This window comes from Actinoplanes auranticolor (assembly GCF_018332655.1).
GTDB lineage: Bacteria > Actinomycetota > Actinomycetes > Mycobacteriales > Micromonosporaceae > Actinoplanes > Actinoplanes auranticolor.
Map to the genome: position 1 here is coordinate 98,673 of NZ_BOQL01000014.1, position 23,572 is coordinate 122,244.

At 73.6% G+C, this 23,572-nt stretch carries 21 protein-coding genes and 1 pseudogene; 3 read left to right on the plus strand and 19 right to left on the minus strand.

The features are described 5' to 3' along the window. Positions 1-49 precede the first annotated feature (49 nt). The 13 genes and pseudogenes from Aau02nite_RS06360 to Aau02nite_RS47650 form a co-directional block, all read right to left on the minus strand. Positions 50-514 (minus strand): DUF1707 SHOCT-like domain-containing protein, encoded by a 465-nt coding sequence (locus Aau02nite_RS06360; protein WP_212987358.1) that lies wholly within the window; start codon positions 512-514, stop codon positions 50-52. Positions 515-546: 32 nt separating this feature from the next. After that, positions 547-1,911: an MFS transporter gene (locus tag Aau02nite_RS06365; protein WP_307857848.1), complete on the minus strand. Its 1,365-nt coding sequence runs from the start codon at positions 1,909-1,911 to the stop codon at positions 547-549. A 78-nt stretch (positions 1,912-1,989) separates the two neighbouring features. Then, complete coding sequence (locus Aau02nite_RS06370) at positions 1,990-3,255, minus strand: MFS transporter (RefSeq protein ID WP_212987360.1); 1,266 nt, start codon at positions 3,253-3,255, stop codon at positions 1,990-1,992. A gap of 132 nt (positions 3,256-3,387) precedes the next feature. Then, positions 3,388-4,326: a zinc metalloprotease HtpX gene (htpX, locus tag Aau02nite_RS06375; protein ID WP_212987361.1), complete on the minus strand. Its 939-nt coding sequence runs from the start codon at positions 4,324-4,326 to the stop codon at positions 3,388-3,390. Positions 4,327-4,392: 66 nt separating this feature from the next. Then, positions 4,393-5,901, minus strand: coding sequence for an NADH-quinone oxidoreductase subunit N (locus Aau02nite_RS06380; protein ID WP_212987362.1), 1,509 nt, complete (start codon positions 5,899-5,901; stop codon positions 4,393-4,395). Continuing rightward, on the minus strand, positions 5,898-7,415 hold the full coding sequence (locus tag Aau02nite_RS06385) for a complex I subunit 4 family protein (protein WP_212987363.1): 1,518 nt from the start codon (positions 7,413-7,415) through the stop codon (positions 5,898-5,900). Before Aau02nite_RS06385 ends, Aau02nite_RS06380 begins: the two co-directional genes overlap by 4 nt. Next, positions 7,412-9,313, minus strand: coding sequence for an NADH-quinone oxidoreductase subunit 5 family protein (locus tag Aau02nite_RS06390; protein ID WP_212987364.1), 1,902 nt, complete (start codon positions 9,311-9,313; stop codon positions 7,412-7,414). The genes Aau02nite_RS06385 and Aau02nite_RS06390 overlap by 4 nt, the downstream gene beginning before the upstream one ends. Further along, positions 9,310-9,681 carry an NADH-quinone oxidoreductase subunit NuoK gene (gene nuoK / locus Aau02nite_RS06395; protein WP_212987365.1) on the minus strand — a complete coding sequence of 124 codons (372 nt, stop codon included), beginning with the start codon at positions 9,679-9,681 and terminating at the stop codon, positions 9,310-9,312. Before nuoK ends, Aau02nite_RS06390 begins: the two co-directional genes overlap by 4 nt. Further along, entirely contained in the window at positions 9,681-10,196 is a 516-nt protein-coding gene (locus tag Aau02nite_RS06400; RefSeq protein ID WP_212987366.1) for an NADH-quinone oxidoreductase subunit J family protein, read from the minus strand. Before Aau02nite_RS06400 ends, nuoK begins: the two co-directional genes overlap by 1 nt. Then, positions 10,193-10,777: a NuoI/complex I 23 kDa subunit family protein gene (locus Aau02nite_RS06405; RefSeq protein ID WP_212987367.1), complete on the minus strand. Its 585-nt coding sequence runs from the start codon at positions 10,775-10,777 to the stop codon at positions 10,193-10,195. Before Aau02nite_RS06405 ends, Aau02nite_RS06400 begins: the two co-directional genes overlap by 4 nt. A 110-nt stretch (positions 10,778-10,887) precedes the next feature. Beyond that, the gene (locus Aau02nite_RS06410) at positions 10,888-12,003 is read right to left on the minus strand and encodes a serine hydrolase domain-containing protein (protein WP_212987368.1); all 1,116 of its coding nucleotides are present in this window, start codon (positions 12,001-12,003) and stop codon (positions 10,888-10,890) included. A 110-nt stretch (positions 12,004-12,113) separates the two neighbouring features. Continuing rightward, positions 12,114-13,073, minus strand: a complete 960-nt coding sequence (gene nuoH, locus Aau02nite_RS06415) for an NADH-quinone oxidoreductase subunit NuoH (RefSeq protein ID WP_212987369.1) — start codon at positions 13,071-13,073, stop codon at positions 12,114-12,116. 563 nt (positions 13,074-13,636) lie between these two features. Further along, positions 13,637-14,263: pseudogene (locus Aau02nite_RS47650) on the minus strand (NADH-quinone oxidoreductase subunit C); the annotation flags it as partial. Between the two features lie 227 nt (positions 14,264-14,490). Between Aau02nite_RS47650 and Aau02nite_RS06425 the strand changes: the two are divergent. Together Aau02nite_RS06425 and Aau02nite_RS06430 are read left to right on the plus strand one after the other, a co-directional pair. Continuing rightward, positions 14,491-14,994, plus strand: coding sequence for an RNA polymerase sigma factor (locus Aau02nite_RS06425; protein WP_212987370.1), 504 nt, complete (start codon positions 14,491-14,493; stop codon positions 14,992-14,994). Next, positions 14,987-15,979: a hypothetical protein gene (locus Aau02nite_RS06430; protein WP_212987371.1), complete on the plus strand. Its 993-nt coding sequence runs from the start codon at positions 14,987-14,989 to the stop codon at positions 15,977-15,979. The genes Aau02nite_RS06425 and Aau02nite_RS06430 overlap by 8 nt, the downstream gene beginning before the upstream one ends. On the opposite strand, the gene Aau02nite_RS06435 is transcribed toward Aau02nite_RS06430, so the two are convergent. Genes Aau02nite_RS06435 through Aau02nite_RS06455 form a run of 5 tightly spaced genes read right to left on the minus strand, consistent with a single transcriptional unit; the run spans position 15,980 to position 21,143 of the window. Next, positions 15,980-17,281 carry a DUF2252 domain-containing protein gene (locus Aau02nite_RS06435; protein ID WP_212987372.1) on the minus strand — a complete coding sequence of 434 codons (1,302 nt, stop codon included), beginning with the start codon at positions 17,279-17,281 and terminating at the stop codon, positions 15,980-15,982. It lies immediately after the preceding gene. 27 nt (positions 17,282-17,308) lie between these two features. Then, positions 17,309-17,872 carry an NADH-quinone oxidoreductase subunit B gene (locus Aau02nite_RS06440; protein WP_212987373.1) on the minus strand — a complete coding sequence of 188 codons (564 nt, stop codon included), beginning with the start codon at positions 17,870-17,872 and terminating at the stop codon, positions 17,309-17,311. A 17-nt stretch (positions 17,873-17,889) separates the two neighbouring features. After that, positions 17,890-19,341: a pyridoxal phosphate-dependent decarboxylase family protein gene (locus Aau02nite_RS06445; RefSeq protein ID WP_212987374.1), complete on the minus strand. Its 1,452-nt coding sequence runs from the start codon at positions 19,339-19,341 to the stop codon at positions 17,890-17,892. Beyond that, positions 19,338-19,814 carry a hypothetical protein gene (locus tag Aau02nite_RS06450; RefSeq protein WP_212987375.1) on the minus strand — a complete coding sequence of 159 codons (477 nt, stop codon included), beginning with the start codon at positions 19,812-19,814 and terminating at the stop codon, positions 19,338-19,340. Before Aau02nite_RS06450 ends, Aau02nite_RS06445 begins: the two co-directional genes overlap by 4 nt. A 21-nt stretch (positions 19,815-19,835) precedes the next feature. Then, positions 19,836-21,143, minus strand: coding sequence for an MFS transporter (locus tag Aau02nite_RS06455; RefSeq protein WP_212987376.1), 1,308 nt, complete (start codon positions 21,141-21,143; stop codon positions 19,836-19,838). A 49-nt stretch (positions 21,144-21,192) separates the two neighbouring features. Here Aau02nite_RS06455 and Aau02nite_RS06460 point away from each other — a divergent pair, with 49 nt between their 5' ends. Continuing rightward, the gene (locus Aau02nite_RS06460; protein ID WP_212987377.1) at positions 21,193-22,611 is read left to right on the plus strand and encodes a gamma-glutamyltransferase; all 1,419 of its coding nucleotides are present in this window, start codon (positions 21,193-21,195) and stop codon (positions 22,609-22,611) included. A gap of 6 nt (positions 22,612-22,617) precedes the next feature. Here Aau02nite_RS06460 and Aau02nite_RS06465 read toward each other — a convergent pair whose 3' ends face one another. Further along, positions 22,618-23,547, minus strand: a complete 930-nt coding sequence (locus Aau02nite_RS06465; protein WP_212987378.1) for an NAD-dependent epimerase/dehydratase family protein — start codon at positions 23,545-23,547, stop codon at positions 22,618-22,620. Between the last annotated feature and the right edge of the window lie 25 nt (positions 23,548-23,572).

Here is a 23,572-nt window from a genome sequence, read left to right on the forward strand (position 1 = left end):
ACTCGGTGCAACTTGCACTCAGTGCATGATTCCCGCCACACCGCCGAGGTCAGCGCCGGCGCTGCTGCCGCCGGATCGCCTGGGTCCCGACCGTCGCGGCACCGAGCGCGGCACCCGGCACCAGGAGCCAGATCGGCCACGGATAGACGTAACCGTCGACGGTGACCGCGACCAGGAACCAGACCATCAGGTTGACGGCGGCCAGCGCGCCCCAGATCGTCCACAGCACGAGCAGCGCCATGGGTAGCTTGCGCTCGGCGCGACGCAGCTCCGCGGCCTGACGGGCGCTCACCTCGGCCGCGCTCACCCCGGGCTGGGGCAGGTCGGCCACCAGGATCAGGAGCTCGGCGTAGGTGCGGGCGGCGTACGCCTGCCGCACCCGGTCGTCGTACTCACCCAGCGAGAGACGGCCCTCGTCGAGCGCGGACTTCAGCTGGTCGGCGATCTTGTGCCGGTCGGCGTCGGCCGCGCGTAACGTCTCGGCATCACGGTGCGGCACGACGTCCTTGGCCATGACAGCAGGTTAATGGAGCCACCCGCCGCGCTCTAGACCTGAACCTGCCCTCCGTCCACAAAGAGCTCCGGATCGTGTTCCAGGGGCGCGGTGCGGCCGCCCGGAGGATCGGTCACCCCGCGGCCGGGCGGCTGTTCCCGCATGGCCGGCAGCGACCGGGCCACCTCGCTCGCGGCGCGCAACCGGGCGGCGATCACCTCGTCCGCCCGTCCCAGCGCGCCGCCCGGCCGGCCCGCGACGATCGCCGCGGCCAGGGCCAGACCGCCGGCCAGCGCGAACGCCCACCGCGCGTCGCCCGACCGGTCGACGACCGCCCCCGCCGCGGCACTGCCGGCCGCGCTGGCCGTGATCGCCATCGTGAGCACCCAGGTGTAGGCCTCGTTCAGCACCGCGCCCGGGGCGATCCGGCTGACCAGGTTGTTCTCCACGGTCAGCGCGGGTGCCATCGCGACGCCGCCGACGATCAGCACCACCGCCAGCCCCCAGGGTCCCGGCGCGGCGATCAGCGCCAGGAAGCCGGCCCCGATCAGCGCGAGCAGGACGGCGTACCGGCGGCTCGGGTCCGGGGCCGGGCGGCGGGTCCCGAAGTACACGCCGCCGCAGGTGCTGCCCAGCGCCCACACGCCCAGCAGCACCCCGCCGAGACCCGCGCCACCTCCGTGGGCCGCGGCGAAGGCGGGCACGCCGACGGTGACCGCGCCGAAGCCGGCCCCCAGCAGCCCGGCGCAGAGCAGCAGGGCGCCGAACCCGGGAGTCCGGCGCATCGGGCGCCGGGTCATCCGCCGGGGGAACCGCAGCACCGGCACCCGGGCGACGGCCAGTCCGCCGAGCAGCGTGGCCGCCGCCGCGACCAGCAGCGCCGGGCCGTAGCCGGGCCGGAGCAGGGTCAGCGCGGCCACGAGCAACGGGCCGACGACGTAGATCAGCTCGAACAGCGACGTCTCGGCCGCCAGCGCGGCCTGCCGCACGCGAGGCCCGACGGCTCGCCGCGGGCCGGCGCCGGTCAGGGTCGTCCAGGCTCCCCGGATGGCCCCGGTCAGCGGCGGGTACGTGGCCCCCGCGATCGCGGAGACGACCAGCAGCAGCGGCAACGCCGCGTCGGTCAGCAACGCCAGCGCGGCCAGGACCAGCGCGTGGGCCAGCGCGCAGAGGCGCAGCACGGGTGCCGGGCCGATCCGGTCGGCGACGCGGGCGGTCAGCGGGTTGGCGACGGCGCCGGCGAGCGCGTAGCAACCCGCGGCGAGGCCACCGGCGGCGTACCGGCCGGTGGCCTCCTCGACGAGCAGCAGCAGGGCGAGCGGGGTCATGGCGATGCCGAGCCGCGCCACCATCCCGCCCACCAGGAGCGTCGGGGCGTAGGGAATCCGCCATACCGTCCGATAACGACCTGTTGCCATCACCGGAACGTAACGGCGCGGAGCGGCAATATCGCTGTCTATCAGGCTAAAGGGGTGATGACGCTAATCCGACAGGCGTCAGTGCGCCGCCGCCAGCGCCTGCTCCAGGCGCTCGGCCGCGCGCCGGTCCGCCCGGGCCATCGGTCCGCTCGGCACGGCGGCCACCAGGGCCGCCACGACCAGCACCGCGGCCGCGAAGACGAAGGCCCACGGCAGCCCGCCCGGCTGGTCCACGATGGCCCCGGCCACCGCGCCACCGGCCGCGCTGCCCGCCACCGAGAGGGTGACCACCCAGGTGTACGCCTCGTTCAGCATCCCCGCCGGGGCGATCCGGCCGACCAGGTTGGTCTCCACCGTCAGTGCCGGGGCGATCGTCGCGCCGCCCACGACCAGGGCGATGCCCAGCGACAGCGGATTCGGCATGGCCGCCAGCACCAGGAAGCTCAGCGCAACCCCGCCGAGCAGCCAGGCGAACTGCCGGGGCAGGGCCATCGCGGGCCGCCGGGTGCCGAACCAGATGCCGCCGATCGCACTGCCCACGCCCCAGACCCCGAGCAGGACACCACCGAGGCTCTCCCCGCCGCCGTGCTGACCGGCGTACGCGGGCACGATCACACCGGCGGCGCCGAAGGCGATACCGAGCGCGGCGACGCAGACCAGCAGGGCACCGAAACCGCCGACCTTCAGCGGGCCCAGGCCACGGGTCGTCGTGGCATCCCCGTGGCGCACCCAGTGCCGCATGATCGGCAGCGAGGCGATCCACAGAGTGCCGGCGAAGGTCGTCACGGCCGAGGTGGCCAGCGCGGTCGCCGGGTCGTGGGTGATCACGAGCAGCGCCGCGACCAGCATCGGGCCGAGCACGAAGACCAGCTCGAACAGTGACGTCTCGGCGGCCATCGCGGCCTCCCGCAGGCCGTGCCGACCACTGCCCACCGCGGTGGCGTCGGTCCAGGCCCGGCGGATCGCGGCGGTCAGCGGCGGGTACGTCGCACCGGCCAGCGCGGACGCCACGAAGATCCACGGCAGCGCCGCCTCACCATCCCGGCTGACCAGCAGCAGACCGACCAGGGCCAGCGGATGCAGCACCGCGGTCGTCCACAGCACCGGTGACGGGCCGATCCGGTCGGCCAGCCGCCCCGCAATCGGGCTGACGGCCGCGCCGGCCAGCGCGTACATGCCGCCGGCCAGGCCCGCGGCGGCGTACCGGCCGGTGGTCTGCTGGACGAGCAGCAGCAGGGCGAGCGGGGTCATGCCGATGCCCAGGCGGGCCAGGATCCCGACGATCAGCAGCACCCGGCCGCCTGGCATCTGCCACACGCCCAGGTACTGACGCAGTGCGGTCATCGGGTCCTACCTCCTTCGTCGCGAGCCCCGAACGTAACTGCCGGCGGGCGCGTAACACACGGGAAATACGGCTTGATGTCACAGACGTCACCCCCGCCTCGGCACGCGAGACGGGGGTGACGGTGGGAAGGGTCAGCGCTGGAACTGCACCGGTCCGGTGCCGGTGATCGCGGCCAGCTGGTGCAGCCGCTTGATCCGCTCGCCCATCGGCGGGTGCGTCGAGAACAGCGACGCGATGCCGCCGCTGCGCAGCGGGTTGGCGATCATCAGGTGCGCCGAACTGGCGAGCTGACCGTCGGCCGGCAGCGGCAGCCGCTGGGCGCCGTACTGGATCTTCTCCAGCGCACTGGCCAGGGCCAGCGGGTCCCGGGTCAGGGTCGCGCCGGACGCGTCGGCCTGATACTCCCGGTTGCGGCTGATCGCGAGCTGGATCACCGACGCGGCGAGCGGGCCGAGGATCAGCATGAGCAGCAGCGACGCCGGGTTCGGGCCGTCCTCGTCGTCCGAGCTGCCGAACGGCAGGAAGATCGCCAGCTGGGCGAACGTGGTGATGATGCCGGCCAGCGCCGCGGCGACGCTGGAGATCAGGATGTCGCGGTTGTAGACGTGGGAGAGCTCGTGGCCGATGACGCCGCGCAGCTCACGCCGGTCCAGCAGCTGGGTGATCCCGACGGTGACCGCCACGGCGGCGTGCCGCGGGTTGCGACCGGTCGCGAACGCGTTCGGCTGCATCGCCGGGCTGACGTACAGGCGCGGCATCGGCTGCCCCGCCTCCGTCGCGAGCTCCCGCACGATCTGGTGCAGCGCGGGGAACTCGGCCTCGGAGACCGGGCGGGCCCGCATGGACCGCAGGGCGATCTTGTCGGAGAAGAAGTAGCTGCCGGCGTTGAGCGCCAGCGACAGGACGACGGCGAGGACCAGCCCGCCGCTTCCCCCGAGCCAGTAGCCGACGGCCAGGATCATGGCGGTGAGCAAGCCCAGCAGAGCGGCCGTTTTGAGGCCGTTGTGGTGGCTGTGCACGATGGTGCTCCTTCGACGTGGGGGCCGGTGGGCCCACGTCTCATGGAACATCCACAGGGTGTGGATTCATCCGGCTGTAGCTGTGAGTTCGCTGTAGGTGATCATCGATACACCCGGCTAACCGAGCAGCGCGTCGAAGATCCACTGTGGTGCGAAGCCCAGCACGACGGTGATCGTGCCCGCCACCGCGACCGCCGCGGCGACCGTGCGCGGCACCGGAACGCGGGGGTGGGTCGCCGCTCGGAGGAGGTCCGGGTCGGCGACCGCGGTCACGGTGGATCCGGTCGCCGCGGGCTCGGGGGCCGGGAGGTCGGCGAAGGGCACGCCCACCGGCTCGGAACGGGCGTAGAGCAGGGCCGCCACCCGGAGGTAGTAGGCCAGCGCGATGAGGGCGTTCAGCGCCACCACCGCCGCCAGCCAGCCCCAGCCCGCGTTGATCAGGGCCGCGATCACGGTGACCTTGGCGAACAGGCCGGCCAGACCCGGCGGGAGGCCGGCCAGACCGGCCAGGGCCAGCACCAGGGCCGCACCCAGCCAGGGCTGACCACGGCCCACGCCCCGGAAGTCGGCCAGGTCGCCACCGTCGGCGGACGGGCCACGCACGGCCACCACCACGGCGAAGGCCACGAACTCCAGCACGACGAAGAAGAGCGCGTACGCGATCGCCGCCGGCACGCCCGCCGAGCCCACCGCCAGCGCGGCCAGGATGTAGCCCGCCTGGGCGACCGACGACCAGGCCAGCAGCCGGACCGTGCGGGTCTGTCGCAGCGCGACCAGGTTGCCCACCGTCATGGTCAGCACGGCCAGGACCGCCACCAGCGGCCCGGTGTCCAGCCGCTGCACGACCGCGGCCAGAGCCACCACGCCGCCGAGCTTGGAGGCCGTCGACAGGTACGCCGCCACGGGCACGGGTGCGCCGTCGTAGGTGGCCGGCGCCCAGGCGTGCAGCGGTACCGCCGCCACCTTGAAGGCGAAGCCGATCACCAGCAGCGCGGCGCCGACCGCCCCGAGCGGCGCGAGCGGGCCCGATCCCTCGGTCAGCACGGCCAGGTGCAGCACGCCGGTGGACGCGAACAGCAGGGCCGCGCCGAGCAGGGCGATCGCCGTGGAGATCACGCTGACCAGGAAGAAGGTGACCGCGGCGGAGGCGCCAGTGGTCGTCACCCGCTCGCGGGGTGCGAACCGGCGCAGGCCGACGAGCACGTACAGCGGCAGGGTCAGCGTCTCCAGCCCGACGATCAGGGTGATCAGGTCGCCCGCGTACGCGATGACCACTCCCCCGGCCATCGCCGCGGCCAGCAGGAAGCAGAACTCGCCCGGCGGGGCGATGCCCGCGCGCAGCGCCGGGGCCGACAGGGCCAGCACGCCGATGGTGAGCGCCGCGAACAGCACCGCGACCACCGCCGCCTGCGGGCCGCTCACCCAGGAGCAGTGCTCCGGGCCGCAGAAGGTCGAGGCCGGGCGCAGCCCGAGCGCGACCGCCGCGCCGATCGTGGCCAGGCCGCCGAGGATGCCGGCCGGGAGCACGAACCGGCCGAAGGCCAGCTCCAGCACCAGGACGAGCAGCGCGGTGCCGCCCGCCGCGTAGAGCGGCAGCAGGGCGAAGTGGTTCACGGTCTGGGTCATGGCAGGGCTCCGGTCAGGGCGGCCACCGGGTCGGCGGTCGCGGCGAGCACCAGCGCCGGCACCAGCCCGATGGCCAGCGCCAGCAGGACCAGCGGCGACCACGCCAGCCATTCGGGCCGGTCGACACCCGCGAAACCGGCCACCGCCGGGCTCGCCGGGCCGTGGGTGACCCGGCGCAGCAGCCGCAGGAAGTACGCCGCGGTCAGGGCGCCGCCGATCGCCGCCAGCACCGCCAGGGTGATCCACAGGGGTCCGCCGCGCTCGGTGGCGGCCACCACGGCGAAGGCCTCGCCCCAGAAGCCGGCCAGGCCGGGCAGCCCCAGCGAGGCGATCGACGCGAACGCGAGCAGGCCGGCCAGCCGCGGCGCGGTCTCCCGCAGCCCGCCCAGGTCGGCCAGGGCGCCGGTGTGGGCCCGGTCCTTGATCGCTCCGGCCAGGAAGAACAGCAGGCCGGTGATCACGCCGTGCGCCACGTTGCCGATCAGCGCGGCCTGCAGGCCGGTCACCGTCAGCGTCGCGATGCCCAGCAGCACGAAACCCATGTGCCCGACGCTGGAGTACGCGATCAGCCGCTTCAGCTCGGTCTGCCGCAGGCACACCAGCGACCCGACGAGGATCGCGGCGACGGCAAGGATGCCGAGCACCGGCGCCGCCCAGGCCGCGCCGAGCGGAGCCACCCCGACCCCGACCCGGATCAGGCCGTACGTGCCCATCTTCAGCAGCACGCCGGCCAGGATCACGCTGCCGACCGTGGGGGCTTCGGTGTGCGCGTCCGGAAGCCAGGTGTGCAGGGGCCAGAGCGGCGCCTTCACCGCGAAGGCGACGGCGAACAGAGCGAACGCGACGTACTGCACCGTGCGGGACAGGCCCGTGCCGCCGGTCAGGGCCATCAGGTCGCCGGTGCCGGCCGCGACGACGACGGTGAAGACGCCGAGCAGGAGCAGCAGCGAGCCGAACAGGGTGTAGAGCACGAACTTGCGGGCCGCGCGGCGGCGGTCCGGGCCACCCCAGCCGGCGATGACCGCGTACATCGGCAGCAGGACGACCTCGAAGAAGATGAAGAACAGCACGAGGTCCAGGGCCAGGAACGTGCCGAGGATGCCCACCTCGAGCACCAGCAGCAGCGCCGCCAGCGTCCGGCCGCGACCGCCGCCGGGCACTTTGGACACCGTGTACGCGCAGCAGAGCAGCGTCAACAGCCCGGTCAGCACCACGAGCGGGTACGAGATCCCGTCCACGCCGAGGTGGAAGTCGAGCCCCAGCGCCGGCACCCAGGACGCGGACACGTCGATCCACGGCAGGAGAGCCGGCGGCCCATCCGTGTACGTGAACCAGCCGTACTCCGCATCCGGCACCACGAGCAGCACCGTCAGCACGAAGGTGACCGCCGCGAAGACGGTCGCCACGATCCGGGCACCGCGGTCGTGCCGGGCCGGCAGCAGCGCGACGACCAGCGCGCCGAGGGCCGGCACGGCCAGCACCGAGACGAGCAGCACCTGCGCGAGCGTGGTCATGAGGCGGCTCCGTAGATCGCCGCGACCACGCCGAGTACCAGCGCGCCGGCGAAGACCGCGACCGCCGCCCGTGGCAGCGCCGCCCGGTGGGCGTTCGCCAGCACGACGCCGAGGCGGGTGGTGGATGTTCCGGTGCCCTCGACGGCCGCGTCGACCACCCGCTCGTCGAGCAGGCGCAGGGCGGTGGCCAGCGCGCGGACCGGGCGTACCACCAGGCGGTCCTGCACGTCGTCGAGCCGGAAGCCGGCGGCGAACAACGGCCGCCACCGGCCCAGGGCCTGCGCCGGGTCCACGCCGGGCGCGGTGTGCCACAGCCACCACGAGCTGCCGGCGCCGGCCGCGAGCAGGATCAGCGGCAGCACGATGCTGACCTCCAGGTGCGGCGCTTCGAGCTCCAGCGCGCTGCGGAAGCCGGGCAGGAACGCGGCCAGTCCGAGCAGCGCGGCCGGGATCGCCAGCAACTGCACCGGCCACAGCATCAGCCCGGGTGGGTCGTGCGCGGCGCCGGGCCCCCGCTCGTAGCGGGCGTCGTCGAAGCCGACGTGCCACTCGTCGGTGCGGGAGCGGGCGTGGCCGAAGAAGGTGCGCAGCAGCAGGCGGGTCGCGTACCAGGCGGTGATCGCGACGCCGAGCAGTCCGGCCACCCAGACCACCCAGCCGACCCAGGCCGGGGCCGGGCCCTCGCCGTCGGCGGCGTGCGCGGCGGCGACCAGGACGTTCTCCTTGGACCAGAAGCCGGCCAGCGGCGGCAGCCCGGCCAGCGCGCCGAGCCCGATCACGAAGGCCCAGAAGGTCCGGGGCAGATGCGGGCGCAGGCCGCCCATCCGGGACATCAGGTTGGTGCCGACCGCGTGGATCACCGCACCGGCGGCGAGGAACAGCAGCGCCTTGAACGCGGCGTGGGTGAGCAGGTGGAACAGGGCCGCGGCAGGCGAGCCGACGGCCAGGGCGCCGGTCATGTAGCCGATCTGCGAGACCGTGGACCAGGCCAGCACCCGCTTGAGGTCGTCCTGGGCGGTCGCGGCGAGCGCGCCGAGCAGCAGGGTGATCGCCGCCATGACCCCGAGCACCGCCAGCGCGCCGGGTGAGCGGGCGAAGAGCGGGAAGAGCCGGAAGACCACGTACACGCCCGCGGCGACCATCGTGGCCGCGTGGATCAGGGCCGAGATCGGCGTCGGGCCGGCCATCGCGTCCGGCAGCCAGGTGTGCAGCGGGAACTGGGCGCTCTTGCCCGCCACCCCGGCCAGGATGAGCAGCAGCGCGACGGTCAGGTGCGCCGGCGGGCTCGCCAGCACGGCGGAGATCTCGAAGCTGCCGGCCGAGACGCCGAGCAGCGCGATGCCGAGCAGGAAGCCGACGTCGCCGACCCGGGTCACCAGGAACGCCTTGACCGCGGCCCGGGGCGCCTCGGGCAGCCGCCGGTCGTGGCCGATGAGCAGATACGAACAGACGCCCATCACCTCCCACCCGACCAGCAGCATGATCAGGTCGCCGGCCGACACGACCAGCAGCATCGCCCCGGTGAAGATGCTGATCTGCGCGGCGTAGGGGGCGTAGCGCGGGTCGTCGTGCAGGTAGCCGACCGAGTAGATCTGCACGAACAGCGCGACGACGGTGACCGCGAGCGCGACGTAGAGGGCGGCCGGGCCGAGCGAGACCCCGAAGGTGACCGGCAGCTCGCCGAAGCGCACCGCCTCCACCCCGAACTCGACCGGATCGTCCGCGACCAGCAGCAGGAAGACCGCGTCGGCCAGGGCGAACGCGGCACCGGCGATGCCGAGCGCGGCGGCCCGGCGGCGTCGGGCCCGGCCGCCGTCGCCGGCCGGCAGCAGCAGACCCAGCAGCCCGGCCAGCACCGGTACGCCGAACAGCGCCGTGCCGAAGACCTCCGCGATCACCGGCTGACCTGCTCGTCGTCGTGGTGCAGGGCGACCTCGTCGACGTGCACCGCCCGGCGCATCCGGTAGTACTGCAGCACGATGGCCAGGCCCACGCCCACCTCGGCGGCGGCCAGCACGATCACGAACAGGGCGAACACCCCGCCGGAGTGGGCCGGCCTGCCGTTGGGATACGCCCAGGACTCGATCTGTACGCCGACCAGGGTGGCCCGGACCGCGGCGTCGGCGGTCACGAGGATCAGGTTGACCGCGTTGAGCATCAGCTCGACCGCCATCAGCACCAGGATCGCGTTGCGCCGGCGCAGCACGCCGTAGACGCCGAGCCCGAAGAGCAGCGCGCCCGTCACGTACGGGATCACGGCGTGCATCAGGCCTCCTCCCCCTCGCGGGCGCCGATGTCGGGGCGCGACAGCACGATCGCCCCCACCAGCGCGGCGAGCAGCAGGATCGACAGCACCTCGAACGGCAGCACCCACTGGCCGAAGATCTGCGTGCCCATCCGTTCGGCGGTGCCCGGGGGCGGCCGGTCGTAGAGCGTCCAGCGGAACGCGTCGGCCAGCAGCGCCGCCAGGCCCAGCCCGACCCCGCCGCCGACGATCAGCGCCGGCCAGGCCGGGCGGTCCAGGTCGCGGGAGGGTCCGATCGGGGCCCGGGTCAGCATGACCGCGAACAGCAGCAGCACGACCACCGCGCCGACGTAGACCAGGATCTGCACCCAGGCGACCAGCTCGGCCCCGAGGACCAGGTAGAGCCCGGCGACCGCACCCAGGCTGATCACCAGGTAGAGCCCGGAACGGACCAGGTGGTTGCTGGTGACCACGGCCGCACCGGAGCCCACCGCCACGGCTCCGAGGGCCAGCAGCAGCACGTCCGCGACCGTCACTTCTCCGGCTCCGGGCGTACGGCGGGACGTGCGGTCTTGGCCGGGGTGGCCGCGCCGGGACCCGCAGCCTTACGTGCGGCGGTGGCCTCCTCCTTCGAGGGCTCGCCGAGCACGTCGTGGGCCGGCGGCGGCGGGACGGTCCGCATCCAGTCGCCGAGGCGGTCCTTGTCGTGCAGCAGGTTCAGCACGTCGGTCTCCGCGTACTCGAACTCCGGCGTCCAGTGCAGCGCGTCGAACGGGCAGACCTCGATGCAGATGCCGCAGTACATGCACAGGGAGAAGTCGATGTCGAACTTGTCGAGGACGTTGCGCTGCCGGGCCCGGGCGGCACCGGGAACGACGACCTCCTCCTTGTGCGAGTCGATGTAGATGCACCAGTCCGGGCACTCGCGGGCGCACAGCATGCAGACCGTGCAGTTCTCCTCGAGCAGGGCGATGACCCCGCGGGAGCGCGGCGGCAGATCGGGCTCCACGTCCGGATACTGCTGCGTGCTGCTGCGCTTGGTCATCGTCTTGAGCGTGACGGCCAGCCCGTTGATCAGGCCCTGGCCCGGCATGTGCCGATCTCCCTGCTCGCTCATAAGGGCATATCCTGCCCGGTCGCACCGGCGTAGGCGAGCACACCCCCGCTTCTGGTGCCCGACGGGTGGCGGCCGGGCGTCCCGAGGGCGCCCGGCCGCCCTGCTGACGGCTATGCGCAGAGCGCGGTGTCCACCGTCTCGAGCACCTTGTCGGCCGATTCCTCATCGACCGGCATCGAGGTCACGGCGACCGACGCCGCGCGACCGTCCTCGGTGACGCCGCCGCGGGTCTCGTAACCCGGGATGTCACCGCCGTGGCCCCAGGCCACGCCGCCGCAGCTGAGCGGGAAGCTCACCACGCCCAGGCCGTACCGGGCGCCGGGCCACATGTCCGCCGGGACGGTGGTGCGCATCTCCTTCAGCTGCGCGGCCGGCAGCAGGCGACCGGCCAGCAGGGCGCCGAAGAACTTGTTCAGGTCGTCCGGTGTGGCGATCATCTGTCCGGCGGCCCAGCCCCAGGACGGGTCCAGCGTGGTGACGTCCCGCGGCTTGCCCGCCGCGTCCGGGTGGTAGCCCCGCGGGTGCCGTTCCCGGATGCCCTGCTCCCCGACGGCCGGGAAGTAGGTGTGCCGCAGCTTGGCCCGGCGGATCACCCGCTCGGTGAGCACCTCGGCCAGCGGGCGCCCGGTCACCTTCTGGATCAGCAGGCCGGCCACCACGTAGTTGGTGTTGCTGTACGCCCACTTGGCCCCCGGCGCGAAGTCGGCCGGATGCGCCAGCGCCAGATCGAGCAGCTCGCGCGGCTCCATGTAGGTGTGCTGCAACGCGAACGAGCCGTCCACGTCGAGATGGTCCGTGTAGTTGGGCAGACCGCTGGTGTGCTGCAGCAACTGCCGCACGGTGATGTGCCGGCCGTCGATCCGCTCACCCCGCACCAGCCCCGGCAGGTAGGTGTCGACCGGCGTGTCCAGGGCGACCTTCTTGTCGGCCACGAGCTGTAGGACCGCCACGGCCACGAAGGTCTTGGTGTTGCTGCCGATCCGGACCTGGCCGCCGGCCGGCACGCGGGCGCCGGTGCGCAGATCACCCACTCCGGCGGTGAGGTCACGGGTACGCCCGTCCCGGCCCTTGACCGTGGCCAGCGCGCCCGGGGCGCCGCCCGGGCCGACGAGCTGCTGCAACTGCTGGCGGACCGGATCACGCGGGGCGGCACTGACCGGCTGGGCGACGCCGGCGACCAGGGCACCGGTGGTCAGGACGGCGGCGGCGACATGACGCAGGGACATCGGTGAGAGCTCCTCGGCCGGGGTTGTCGGGACCCCCCAAGCCTTTCGGAGCCGGCCGGGTGAAACGAGCCCGCCAGCCACCCAACCGGGGGTAGGGCCAGCCCCACCCCCTACAGCGCGAGCTTCACCGCGGCGGTCAGCACCAACTGGGCCAGCGCCACCGGCACGAGCACCAGCCAGCACAGCCGCTGCAGCTGGTCCTCGCGCAGCCGCGGATAACTGACCCGCAGCCAGATGACCACGAAGGACACCGCGAACACCTTCACCAGAGTCCACAGCCAGCCGAAGTGGGCCGGGTCCGGGCCGTGCCAGCCGCCCAGGAACAGCACGGTGGTCAGGGCCGCGATGACGACGATGCCGACGTACTCGGCGAGCAGGAAGAACGCGAACCGCAGCCCGGAATACTCGGTCATGTAGCCGAAGACCAGCTCCGAGTCCGCGATCGGCATGTCGAACGGCGGGCGGCGGATCTCGGCGAGCCCGGAGATGAAGAAGACCAGCGCGGCCGGCGCCTGCCAGAGCAACCACCACGGCGACCACGCCTCGACGATGCCCGGCAGGCTCAACGTGCCCGCGGCCATCGCCACGCTCGCGGCCGACAGCACCAGCGGCAGCTCGTAGCCGAGCAGCTGGGCCGCGCCCCGCAGGCCGCCGAGCAGGCTGTACTTGTTCGCCGACGCCCACGCCGACATCAGCACCGCGACGACACCGACGCCGAGCACGGCGAGAACGAAGAACAACCCGATGTCCATCGGCTGGGCGACCAGGCCGCCGGGCCCGAGCGGGATGGCCAGCAGCACGATGAGGTACGGGAACAGCGCCACGATCGGCGCCAGCTGGAACACCCGGCGGTCGGCGTCGCGCGGGGTGATGTCCTCCTTCTGCACGAACTTGACGCCGTCGGCGACCAGTTGCGCCCAGCCGTGGAAGCCGCCCGCGTACATCGGGCCCAGCCGGCTCTGCATGTGGGCCATGACCTTGTGTTCCATCTGGCCGACGATCAGCGGCACCACCAGGAACGCGGCGACCACGGCGACGACCCGGACGCCCAGCTCGAGCCAGAGCGGCATCAGGCTTCCTTCCCGTCGCTGGTCTCCGGCGTGGTTCCCGTCTCCGGCGGCGTGCCGGGGGTCTCCGGCGCCGGAGTGGCGTCCGCCGCGTCCTTTTCCGCACCCGCCTGGTCGGCGGCCTCGGCTGCCTCGGCCTGACCGGCACCGATCGTCTCGGCCGTCCCGGCCGCCGCGGGATCCACGGTGGGCGGTGCCGCATGTCCGGGCGCGGCCTGCCCGCCGGGTCCGGGCGGTGGCTGCTCCCCGGTACCGGGCTGGACCGTCTGCGGGCTCGATCCGGGCTCAGCCGCCTGCGGACCCGCTGCCGGCTCGGGCGCCGGTGGGCCCGTTGTGGGCTCGGCCGCCGGGGCTGCCCGACGTTCCGGGCGGGCCGGACGATCGCCGGCCGGGCGGGCCGGGCGCTCCCCCGCTGGACGGGCCGGGCGCTCTCCGGCCGGGCGGGCCGGGCGCTCTCCGGCCGGGCGGGCCGGGCGCTCTCCGGCCGGGCGGGCCGGGCGCTCTCCGCCGGGGACGGCTCCGCCCGCGCGGGTGGGCCGGTCGCCCGGGGCGCGGCGGGCCGGGGTCTCCGGCGGCGGGATCTTGCCCTTCATCGGGCCCCACTCGTTCGGATCGGGCACGCCCGGCGGCCGCATCGGGGCGCGCTTGGCCGTGCCCGCCTCGGACTCTCCCGGCTCCTTCGCGCCCGGCCAGGCCTTGGCGACCCGCGAGGCCAGCACGAACTCCTTGCGCAGCGGGTTGCCCTCGAAGCCCGGCGGCAACAGCAGCGGCCGCAGGTCCGGGTGGCGGGAGAAGCCGATGCCGAACATCTCGTGGGTCTCGCGCTCGTGCCACGCCGCGCCCGGGAACAGGTCGATCACCGACTCGACCACCGGGTGCTCCCGCGTCACCCGGGCCCGCAGCAGCAGCCCGTGCTTGCGGCGGGTGGACCACAGGTGCGCGACGACCGTGAACCCCTCCTCCAGCTCGTCGACGGCCGACAGCCAGTCGAAGAAGTCGCAGCCCAGCGCGCCGGGATCGCGGGCGGCGGCGACCGCCGCCCACCACAGCGCGGCCGGCACGTCGATCACGGCCCGCTCGTGTCCGGGGCCGCCGCCGGAGACTCCGGCGACGATCGTGCCCTCGGCGGGGGCGTCGTCCGCGTCTGCCGTCAGCAGGGCGATCAGCCGCTCGCCGACCTCTTCGGGGGTCATGCCGCACATCCTATGATCCGGCCCCGGCCGGCCCGGGGCCGCCGCGACCCGACGCCCCGTCCGGGGCGTGTCGGTGCGCCGGCGAACGCGGATTACCCGGTACAACGACGCGCGCCGATCTGTGGCAGGGTGCGCCGCAACCGACGACGCCGGTGGCACGTGTAGTGCCCGTGACAGCGCAGGCAACCCCCCTGGGCGCCAGATCCCGACCGGAGACGCCAGCAGCCGTGCCCGACGACCCGCCGACCTTCGACGAGGTGTACGCCGTGCACTTCGGGGATCTGACCGTCCAGCTCTACGCCTACTTCGGTGACCGCCAGGAGGCCCAGGACGTTGTCCAGGAGGCTTTCTGCCGCGCGTACAGCCGCTGGAAGACGCTGAGCCGCTACGACGACCCGGTGGCCTGGATCCGGCGGGTGGCCTGGAATCTGGCCGTCAGCCGCTGGCGGCGTACCCGTACGGCGATGAACTTCCTGCGCAAGCAGCGGCGCGTCGAGGCGCAGCTCGACGGGCCCGGCCCGGACCGGGTGGCGCTGGTCGCCGCGCTGGCCACTCTGCCGCCCACGCATCGCCGCGCGGTGGTGCTGCGGCACCTGGCCGACCTGAGCATCGCCGAGATCGCCGACCGGGAGGGTGTCGCGGAGGGCACCGTGAAATCGTGGCTGCACCGGGGCCGCGCCGCGCTCGCCGCCGAGCTGGGCGCCGACTCGACGGAGGTGCACGGTGGCTGAGGATCTCAAGGATCTCTTCGCGGAGTTCCGGGCCGACACCGTCTGGGAGGTCCGCCCGCCCGGGGCGGACCGGGTACGCCGTACCGTGCGCCGCCGCCGGACCGCGACCGCGGCCTTCGCCGGTGTCCTGCTGCTGGCGCTCAGCGGCACCGTGGTCCTGCTCGGCTTCCCGTCCCGGCCCACCACCCCCGCCAACCGCGACTCGCTGACCCAGGCCGAGCTGGACCGCCTCACCGGCCTGGCCGACCGGGCGGTGACGGCCGGCAACCCCGGGCCCGCCGTGTTCTCCCGCCGGGGCCCGGTGACCGGCAACCTGTCCGCCACCGAGCAGATCTACCTGGGCCGGATCGACCTGCAGATCGCCTGCGCGGGCACCGGATCGGTGACCCTGCTGGTGCGGGGCAGGCCCGGCAGCGAGAGCGGTTCGACCGCACCAGTGGAGGTGGCCCGGATCACCGCCCGGTGCTCGGCCACGCCGGTGCCCGCCGGCGCCACCTTCGTGCTCGGCCAGTTCCTCGACATCACGGTCGAGCTGGTGGACGCCGGGAGCGCGTGCGGCCGGGCGGGCTTCGCCTACCGGGCGACCAGCGACACCGGCAAGCCCGCGGCCCGGAGCGAGGCGAACGATCCGAGCGGCGTCCTGCCCCAGGATCTGCCGCCGGGCTCGGGCTGGGGCGGCGGTGGCGAGGTGGGGAACCGGCGCCTCTACGCCGGCTGGGAGCCGCTGAACGGAGACTTCCGGCTGGCCGTGGCCTGCGCCGGGACCGGCACGTTGCGGATCCGGCTCCGGCAGGCCCGCAGCGCCGCCGATCCGGACGGCACGGTGTTCGCGACGAAGACCTGGACGGCGCCGTGTCAATATCCGCCGCGGCGGCAGGACCTCGTCGTCGGTGTCATCAGCAACCGGCAGGTCGATCTGTCGCTGACCTACGAGAGCACGTCACCGGCGCCCGGAGACGCCGCCTACCAGTTCCTGCCGCGCTGATCAGAGACCGGGCAGACGGCCGTTGCGGAAGAGGTCGACGAAGTCCTGGTGGTCCTCGCGGGCCTGGTCGCCGTACCGGTGGGCGAAGTCGACCAGCAGCCGGAGGAAGCCCGCCTCGTCCTTGTCGACCGCGGCCACGATGGCCTCCTCGGTGGAGAAGTCGACCAGGTCGTGACTGGACTCGTCGTCGGCGACCGAGTGCATCCGGGCCACCGCGCGGCCCAGGTCGGCGACGACACCGGCCAGGTCCTCGGGCTCGTTGACGTCCGCCCAGTCGAGGTCGGCCGCGTACGGCGACACCTCGGCGACGAGCTGGCCGACCCCCTCGAACTCGGTGTAGCCCAGCCAGGGATCGGCGTACGCCTGCAGGGCCCGCTGCGACTCGGCCGTCCGGTGCCCCTGGTGCCGGAAGTAGGACCGCACCCGCTCGTCGTCGATCCACCGGGCGACTGCCGGCACCTGGGCCTGCTTCATGTAGATGATCACGTCGTTCTCGAGCGCCTGGGTGTGCCCCTCCAGCAGCAGGTTGTACGACGGCAGCCCGGCCGACCCGATGCCGACTCCCTTGCGCAGCTTGATGTCCTTGATCGTGGTGGACACCGCGTTGCCGTGCGAGGGCATCGTCTGCAGGTAGTCCTGGAAGGCGGCCAGCACCGTGGCGGAGGTGGCCTCGTCGACGTCGTAGACCCCGTCGCCGACGGCGAACCGGCGCTCGTAGTCGTCGATCACGGTCTGGCCGGCGAGCATGTCGACCCGGGTGTTGAGCCGGGCCTGCTGCAGCACCCGGCGCAGCACCCCGTCGGAGTTGTCCAGGGTGATCGAGCCGATCGCGTCGTCCCCGCCGGCGGCCAGGGCCCGCAACTCGGTCAGGTAGCCCCGGGCGAAGGCGCCGACGAGGTCGCTGATGACCTGGTCGGACAGGGCCTTGCTGTAGCCGATCAGGGCCAGGCTGGCGGCGAAGCGCTTGAGGTCCCAGATGAACGGGCCGACGTACGCCTCGTCGAAGTCGTTGACGTTGAAGACCAGCTGGCCGGACGAGTTCATGTACGTGCCGAAGTTCTCCGCGTGCAGGTCGCCGTGGATCCACACCCGGCTGGTCCGCTCGTCGAGGAAGGCGTCGTCACGGTACGCGCCGGTCTGGTCGGCGTAGAAGAGCGAGGCGCTGCCCCGGTAGAAAGCGAACGGCGACGCGGCCATCTTGCGGAACTTGCGCCGGAAAGCGGCCGGGTCCAGCGCCATGAAGTCGCCGAACTCCCTGGTCAACACGTCGATGATGAAGTCCGCCCGGGACTGCTCGCTCATGCTGGGCAGACTAGCCGCATCGCACCATCACCCGGGCCGTTTGACCACCGGCGCCGTCAGCGAGGCCGCGTCCCGGGGCTGAGCCGCGGGCGGGCCGGGGATCAGCGGGTCGGGCCGGGAGACCCCGCCGGGACCGGACTGCTCGGCGGCGATCTGCTCCTGCAGGCGCAGGATGCCGTGCAGCAGCGCCTCGGGCCGCGGCGGGCAGCCGGGCACATAGACGTCGACCGGGATGAGCTGGTCGACGCCCTTGGTCACCGAGTACGAGTCCCAGTACGGCCCACCGCAGTTGGAGCAGGAGCCGAACGAGATCACGTACTTGGGCTCCGGCATCTGGTCGTACAGCCGGCGGATCGCCGGGGCCATCTTGTCGGTGACCGTGCCGGAGACCACCATCAGGTCGGCCTGGCGGGGGCCGTGCGCGAACGGGATCACACCGAGCCGCATGAAGTCGTGCCGACCCATGCTGGTCGCGATGAACTCGATCGCGCAGCAGGCCAGGCCGAAGTTGAAGACCCACAGCGAGTAGCGGCGACCCCAGTTCAGCACGAACTTGATGGGATCCCCGAGGACTCCTGGCAGACCGGACACAGCTGTCAACCTACCCCTCACCACGCGGGTCGCTGGAGCTGGCTCAGGAAGCCGGCCAGCAGAGCCTCGCGCAGGGCGGGCGGGGCCACGTTGAGCAGCGAGTTGACCGCCGCCATGCTTTTGCCGACGTCCTCGCCCAGTCCGAGGCTGGCCGCCAGCCCCTCGATCAGCTCCGGCGTCACCATCTGCGGGGTCAGCGCCCCGGCGGCCTCAAGCAACGCGGGCGGCAGCTGGACCGGGCCGCGGGCGCGGGTCGCGGCCACGGCGGCGGCGAGGTCGGGGCCGAACTCGGCGGCGGTCCCGGCGACCGCGGCGGTCACCGTCAGGTGGATGGTCGCGGGCAGCTCCGCGTACGCGAGCTGAGGCTGGGTGTGCCAGCCGCGCCCCGCCAGCTCGTCGGCGAGCACGAACAGGTCGACGTCCGGCTCGGCCGCCAGGCACACGACACTGGTCTCGGGCGGGGCGAACAGGCGTACGCCGCCGGTGGCCTCGACGGCGGCCGCGAGCACGGCGACCGCGTCCCGGGTGTGCCCGGCCAGCCGCAGGTAACCGTCGTCGCCGAGGTGCCGCAGCGTGGCCAGGGCCGCCGCGATCGGGCCGCCGGACCGGGTGGACGAGATCACCGGGTTGACCATCGTGTAGCCGGGCCAGTCCGCGTACGCGAAGAACTGCGGCAGCCGCAGCCCCGCGTCCCGGTGCAGCAGCACGGAGACGCCCTTCGGCGCGTACGCGTATTTGTGCAGGTCGACCGAGATGCTGGTGACGCCGGGCACGGTGAAGTCGAAGGCCGGCAGGCCGGCGCCGAGCCGCCGCAGGTAGGGCAGCACCCAGCCGCCGAAGCACGCGTCGACGTGGAACCGCACCCCCCGCTCGGCGGCCCGGGCGGCGAGCTCGGTGATCGGGTCGACGACACCGTGCGCGTAGCTCGGCGCCGAGGCGGCCACCAGCACCGTCTCCGGGCCGATCGCCGCGGCCATGGCGGCGGGGTCGGCGCGCAGGTCCGGGCCGACCGGCACGACGTCGAGGGCGACCCGCAGGTAGTGCGCCGCCTTGGCGAACGCGGCGTGCGCGGTGGACGGGACCACCAGCCGGGGCCGCTCGATCTCCGGGTGCGCGTCACGGGCGGCCTTCACCGCCAGGATCAGCGACTCGGTGCCGCCGCTAGTGACGCTGCCGACCACCTCCGGAGCGGCCGTGCCGGGGCCACCGCCGAGCAGCCTGCCGGCCGCCGCCACCAGCGCGTTCTCCATCGCCAGCAGCGACGGGAAGGCGGTCGGGTCCAGGCCGTTGACGTGCGCGGAGATCGCGTACGCGGCCCGGGCCAGCTCGTCGAGCCCGGCGACGGCGGGGTCGTAGACATAGGCGAACAACCGCCCGCCGTGCGTGGGCAGGTCGGCGGCCCGCAGCTCACGCAACTCGGCGAGCACCTGCTCACCCGGAACGCCGGTGCCCGGCAACGCCTCGATCATGGCCCCAAACTAGACGGTCGCGAGGACGAAGGAGAGCACGAAACCCGCGGTGGTGCTGAGGGCGACGAGCGGGCCCGCGGTGGACAGGGGCCCGCGCCCACGACCACTGCCAAAGTCAGCACCGCCGCACAGGCGAACCAGGTGCCGAGGATGAACCGCTGGGAGCGTCCCTGCTCGCGCATGGACGCGCTGCCGACCAGCGCCTCCGGGAAGTTCGACACGAAGATCGCGGCCAGCAGGGCCAGTCCGCCGGTTCCTCCGCCCAGCGACACCCCGAGGGCGACGTTCTCCGGTACCCCGTCGAGGGTGACGGCGCCGAGCAGAGCGAGCCCGGCGGCTCCGGAGGTCGACGCGGTCGACGGCGCACGGTCCTGGGCAGCGGCGTCCGGGTCGAGCTTCTCGCTGCACTGGAGGCGATGGCGCCGAAGATGAGTGCGTCCATGCCCGGGGCATGCCCCGGTTGGCCGCCGCATCAACGAGTGTCTTTCGAACCGTCAGTCCTCGTAGCGGCGCAGCAGGGCGACCGCCGCCCCGACCAGCAGGGCCGGGACCACGGTGAAGCCCAGCAGGACGCCGAAGCGGGCCGTCGCGTCCTGGGCCGCCGCCTCGCCGGTCGACGACGACGCGTAGCCGAAGAGCTGCAGGACCAGCGCGTAGATGCCCGGGCCCAGGGCCAGGCCCAGGGTCTCCCCGGCGGTCCACAGACCGGTGAACACGCCGGCCTGGCGGCGGCCGGTGCGCACGGTGTCGCGCTCGATCAGGTCGGGCAGCATCGCCAGCGCGAAGACCTGCTGGCCGGCGTACCCGCAGCCGATCAGGGCCACGACCAGGTAGATCACCGCCGCGGGCAGGGCCGGTGCGGCCAGCAGGACCAGGGCGCCGGCCGCGAAGAGCAGGGAGGCGGCGATCAGGCCGCGGAGTTTGCCGTGGCGGGCGCCGACCCGGCTCCACAGCGGCATGACCAGCAGCGCCGGGCCGACGAAGGCGGCGAACAGGAAGGTCGCGCCGGACTTCTGGCCGATGACGTGGTCGGCGAAGTACTGGACGCCGGCGAGCATCGTGCCGATACCGGCTGCCTGGATCACGTAGCAGAGCAGCAGGGAACGGAACGACGCGTTGGCCGCCGCGATCCGCAACTGGGCGCGCAGGCTCGGTTCCTGGCCGGCTGCGCTGCGGGACTCCGCTGTGCGCGTACCGAAAAAGGCACCCAGGGTGCCCACGACGATGAGCGCGCCGACGAACGCGCCGGACCACCGGTGGCCGGTCAGGCCGCCGCCGCCCAGGTCGACGACGAGCGGGGCGAGCGCGCCGGAGATCAGGATGGCCAGGGCCAGGACCGCGACCCGCCAGGTCATCAGGCGGGTCCGCTCGGCCCGGCCGGAGGTCAGCTCGGCCGGCATCGCGACGTAGGGCACCTGGAAGAACGCGAACGCGGTGGCCGCGGCCAGGAAGGCGACCGCGACGTAGGCGCCCGCCGCGGCACCGGCGGCGAACGGCCCGGCGAAGATGGCCGCGAAGAGCACACCCAGCGCCAGGCCCGCGCCGAGCAGGAAGCCACGCCGGTCCCCGCTACGGTCGGAGATCCGGCCCGCGACCGGGTTGACCAGGACGTCCCAGGCCTTCGGCAGGAGCACGAGCAGTCCCGCGACACCGGCGGCGACGCCGAGCGTGTCGGTCAGGTACGGCAGCAGGAGCAGACCGGGCACTGTCCCGAAAGGTCCGGTCACCAGCGAGCCCAGCGAATATCCGGCGACGACGCGGCGGGACAGCCGTACGTCGTGCGAGGGACCGGCGACCGTCATGGACGCGGATGGTAACCATCGGTGGGCCGCTGCGCCTACGCTTCGCCGAATGGAGATTTCCGCACCGCCGTCCCGGGTCGCCGCCGGGGTCGCGGCGAGCCATCCCGCGACGGCCGAGGCCGGCCTGCGGGTGCTGCGGGCCGGAGGTACGGCCGCCGACGCCGCCGTCGCCGCAGTGCTCGCCACCTGCGTCGCCGAGACCGTCTACACCGGGCTGGGCGGGGGCGGTTTCGCCACCTACTTCGACGCCGCCACCGGCTCGGTCACCTGCCTGGACTTCTTCGTCTCGGTGCCGGGCACGGACGGCGACCGGCTGGCCGGGCCGATGCTCGCCGTCGACGTCTTCTTCGGCGGAGTACCGCAGGTGTACTCGATCGGCGGCGCCAGCGTGGCCGTGCCCGGGGTGCCGGTCGGATGCGGCGAGGTGCACCGGCGCTGGGGCCGGCTGCCCTGGGCCGAGCTGGTCGCGCCGGCGCTGGAGCTGGCCCGGGCCGGGGTGGCCCTGCCGGCCGCGCACGCCCGGACCCTCGAGTCCTGCGCCCCGGCGCTGGCCCACGGCGAGGGTGCCGCCATCTACGCCCCGCAGGGCAAGCTGCTGCAGGGCGGCGACCGGCTCTTCCACCCCGGGCTGGCGACGGCTCTGGCGGCGCTCGCCGCCGAGGGACCCGCGCTGTTCCACACCGGCTCGTACGCACCGCTGCTGGTCGGGACCGTCCGCGCGGCCGGCGGGGCGCTCGGCCCGCGCGACCTGGCCGACTACCGGGTGCTGGAGACCCCGGTCGACCGGGCCACGCTCGCCGCCCACCAGGTCCGGGCCCGGCACGACCTCAACCGGACGGTCGACACCATCGCGGCCCTGCCCCGCGACCTGGCCATGCTGTCCCGGCCGGCCCGGGCCGTGGCGGTGGCCGCGGCCCTGCGGGACCGGGGCCGGCAGAAGATCGGCGACACCACCAACGTCTCGGTGGTCGACCGCGACGGCAACGCCTGCGTGATCACCACGACGATGGGTCTGGGTGCCGCGGTCTGGCTGCCCGGCCTCGGGGTCAACCTCAACTCCATGCTCGGTGAGGGCGAACTCATCACCGAGGACCTCGGGCCCGGCGTCCGGATGTCGTCCAACATGTGCCCGCTGGTGGTCATCGACGACGAGGGGGCGCTGGCGGTCGCCGCCGGCTCGGCGGGTGCCTCGCGGATCCGTACCGCGCTGGTCGACACGCTGCTCGGGGTGCTGGTCGACGGGGTGGACATGCCCACCGCGATCGCCCGGCCGCGCTTCCACGTCGTGGACGACACGGTGCACGCCGAGCCGGGCTACCCCCGCGACGAGCTGGCCGCGCTGGCCGAGGCGGGCTGGCGGATCACCGAGTGGCCCGAGCTCAACCATTACTTCGGCGGCGTCACGGCGGTGGGCGTCGGCGGTGCCGCCGGTGACCCCCGCCGCGACGGCGTCGGCCTGCTGCTCTGACCGGCGTCACATCGTGCGGGCCAGGGTCGCCTGCGCGTCGGCCGCGACCTCGGCCAGCGACACGTCCAGGTCGGTGGCGGTGAGCCCGAACGTGCGCTCGGTCAGCGAGCTGTCCATGAAGAACGGCGCGTAGAACTGGTAGTCCATCTCGGCCAGCTCGCGGGCCATCGGCACCACCGTGCCGGCGGTACGCATCACGAAGCGCGGCAGCTGCCGGATCGGGACGGGCTTGGTACCGGTCAGGGCGAAGTAGCGGTCGGCCAGGGCCCGGACGCTGATCGCCGGGACGGACGGCACGTGCCACGCCCGGCCCAGGGCGCGCTCGTCCGCTGCCAGCGTCACCAGGGCCCGCGCCATGTCACCGGTATAGGTGAAGGTGTGCGGCGCGTCGACGTCGCCTGGCATCCATGCCGCCCGGCCTTTGGCGATCGCCGGCAGCAGCACCTGGGAGAACAGGGACGCCGCGCCCGCCCCGATGTAGTCGGATCCGCGGACCTCGACCGTACGCACCCCACTGGCCAGGGCGTCCTGCCACATCTTGATCCGCACCCGGCCCTTACGACCGGTGGCGGCCAGCGGGCTGTCCTCGGTCATCCGGCCGCCGGGGACCGGGCCGTAGACGTACAGGTTGCCGGTGATGGCCAGGACCGCGCCGGTGCGCTGCGCGGCGGTCAGCATGGCCCCGGCCAGCGGCGGCCAGAGCGCCTCCCACTGGGTGTACTTCGGGTTGGCGCAGTTGTAGAGGGTGGCCGCGTCGCGGGTGAGGCCCGTGAGGCGGTCCGCGTCGGTGGCGTCGGCGGAGATCCGCTCGATCAGCGGGTGCTCCGGGCCGGTGCCGCTGCGGGTCACGATGCGCACGGACTCGCCACGCTCGGCGAGCAGGCGGGCCACCGAGGATCCGACCGGACCGGAACCGACGATCACGTGCTTCGACATTGCGATCTCCTTTGTGAGCACTGCT

Bases quoted from the DNA above. Each gene is read 5' to 3' on its own strand.
- Aau02nite_RS06360 (WP_212987358.1), bottom strand. From the start codon at position 514: ATGGCCAAGGACGTCGTGCCGCACCGTGATGCCGAGACGTTACGCGCG.
- Aau02nite_RS06365 (WP_307857848.1), bottom strand. From the start codon at position 1,911: ATGGCAACAGGTCGTTATCGGACGGTATGGCGGATTCCCTACGCCCCG.
- Aau02nite_RS06370 (WP_212987360.1), bottom strand. From the start codon at position 3,255: ATGACCGCACTGCGTCAGTACCTGGGCGTGTGGCAGATGCCAGGCGGC.
- htpX (WP_212987361.1), bottom strand. From the start codon at position 4,326: ATGTTCCATGAGACGTGGGCCCACCGGCCCCCACGTCGAAGGAGCACC.
- Aau02nite_RS06380 (WP_212987362.1), bottom strand. From the start codon at position 5,901: ATGACCCAGACCGTGAACCACTTCGCCCTGCTGCCGCTCTACGCGGCG.
- Aau02nite_RS06385 (WP_212987363.1), bottom strand. From the start codon at position 7,415: ATGACCACGCTCGCGCAGGTGCTGCTCGTCTCGGTGCTGGCCGTGCCG.
- nuoK (WP_212987365.1), bottom strand. From the start codon at position 9,681: ATGCACGCCGTGATCCCGTACGTGACGGGCGCGCTGCTCTTCGGGCTC.
- Aau02nite_RS06405 (WP_212987367.1), bottom strand. From the start codon at position 10,777: ATGAGCGAGCAGGGAGATCGGCACATGCCGGGCCAGGGCCTGATCAAC.
- Aau02nite_RS06410 (WP_212987368.1), bottom strand. From the start codon at position 12,003: ATGTCCCTGCGTCATGTCGCCGCCGCCGTCCTGACCACCGGTGCCCTG.
- nuoH (WP_212987369.1), bottom strand. From the start codon at position 13,073: ATGCCGCTCTGGCTCGAGCTGGGCGTCCGGGTCGTCGCCGTGGTCGCC.
- Aau02nite_RS06435 (WP_212987372.1), bottom strand. From the start codon at position 17,281: ATGAGCGAGCAGTCCCGGGCGGACTTCATCATCGACGTGTTGACCAGG.
- Aau02nite_RS06445 (WP_212987374.1), bottom strand. From the start codon at position 19,341: ATGATCGAGGCGTTGCCGGGCACCGGCGTTCCGGGTGAGCAGGTGCTC.
- Aau02nite_RS06450 (WP_212987375.1), bottom strand. From the start codon at position 19,814: ATGCGGCGGCCAACCGGGGCATGCCCCGGGCATGGACGCACTCATCTT.
- Aau02nite_RS06455 (WP_212987376.1), bottom strand. From the start codon at position 21,143: ATGACGGTCGCCGGTCCCTCGCACGACGTACGGCTGTCCCGCCGCGTC.
- Aau02nite_RS06460 (WP_212987377.1), top strand. From the start codon at position 21,193: ATGGAGATTTCCGCACCGCCGTCCCGGGTCGCCGCCGGGGTCGCGGCG.
- Aau02nite_RS06465 (WP_212987378.1), bottom strand. From the start codon at position 23,547: ATGTCGAAGCACGTGATCGTCGGTTCCGGTCCGGTCGGATCCTCGGTG.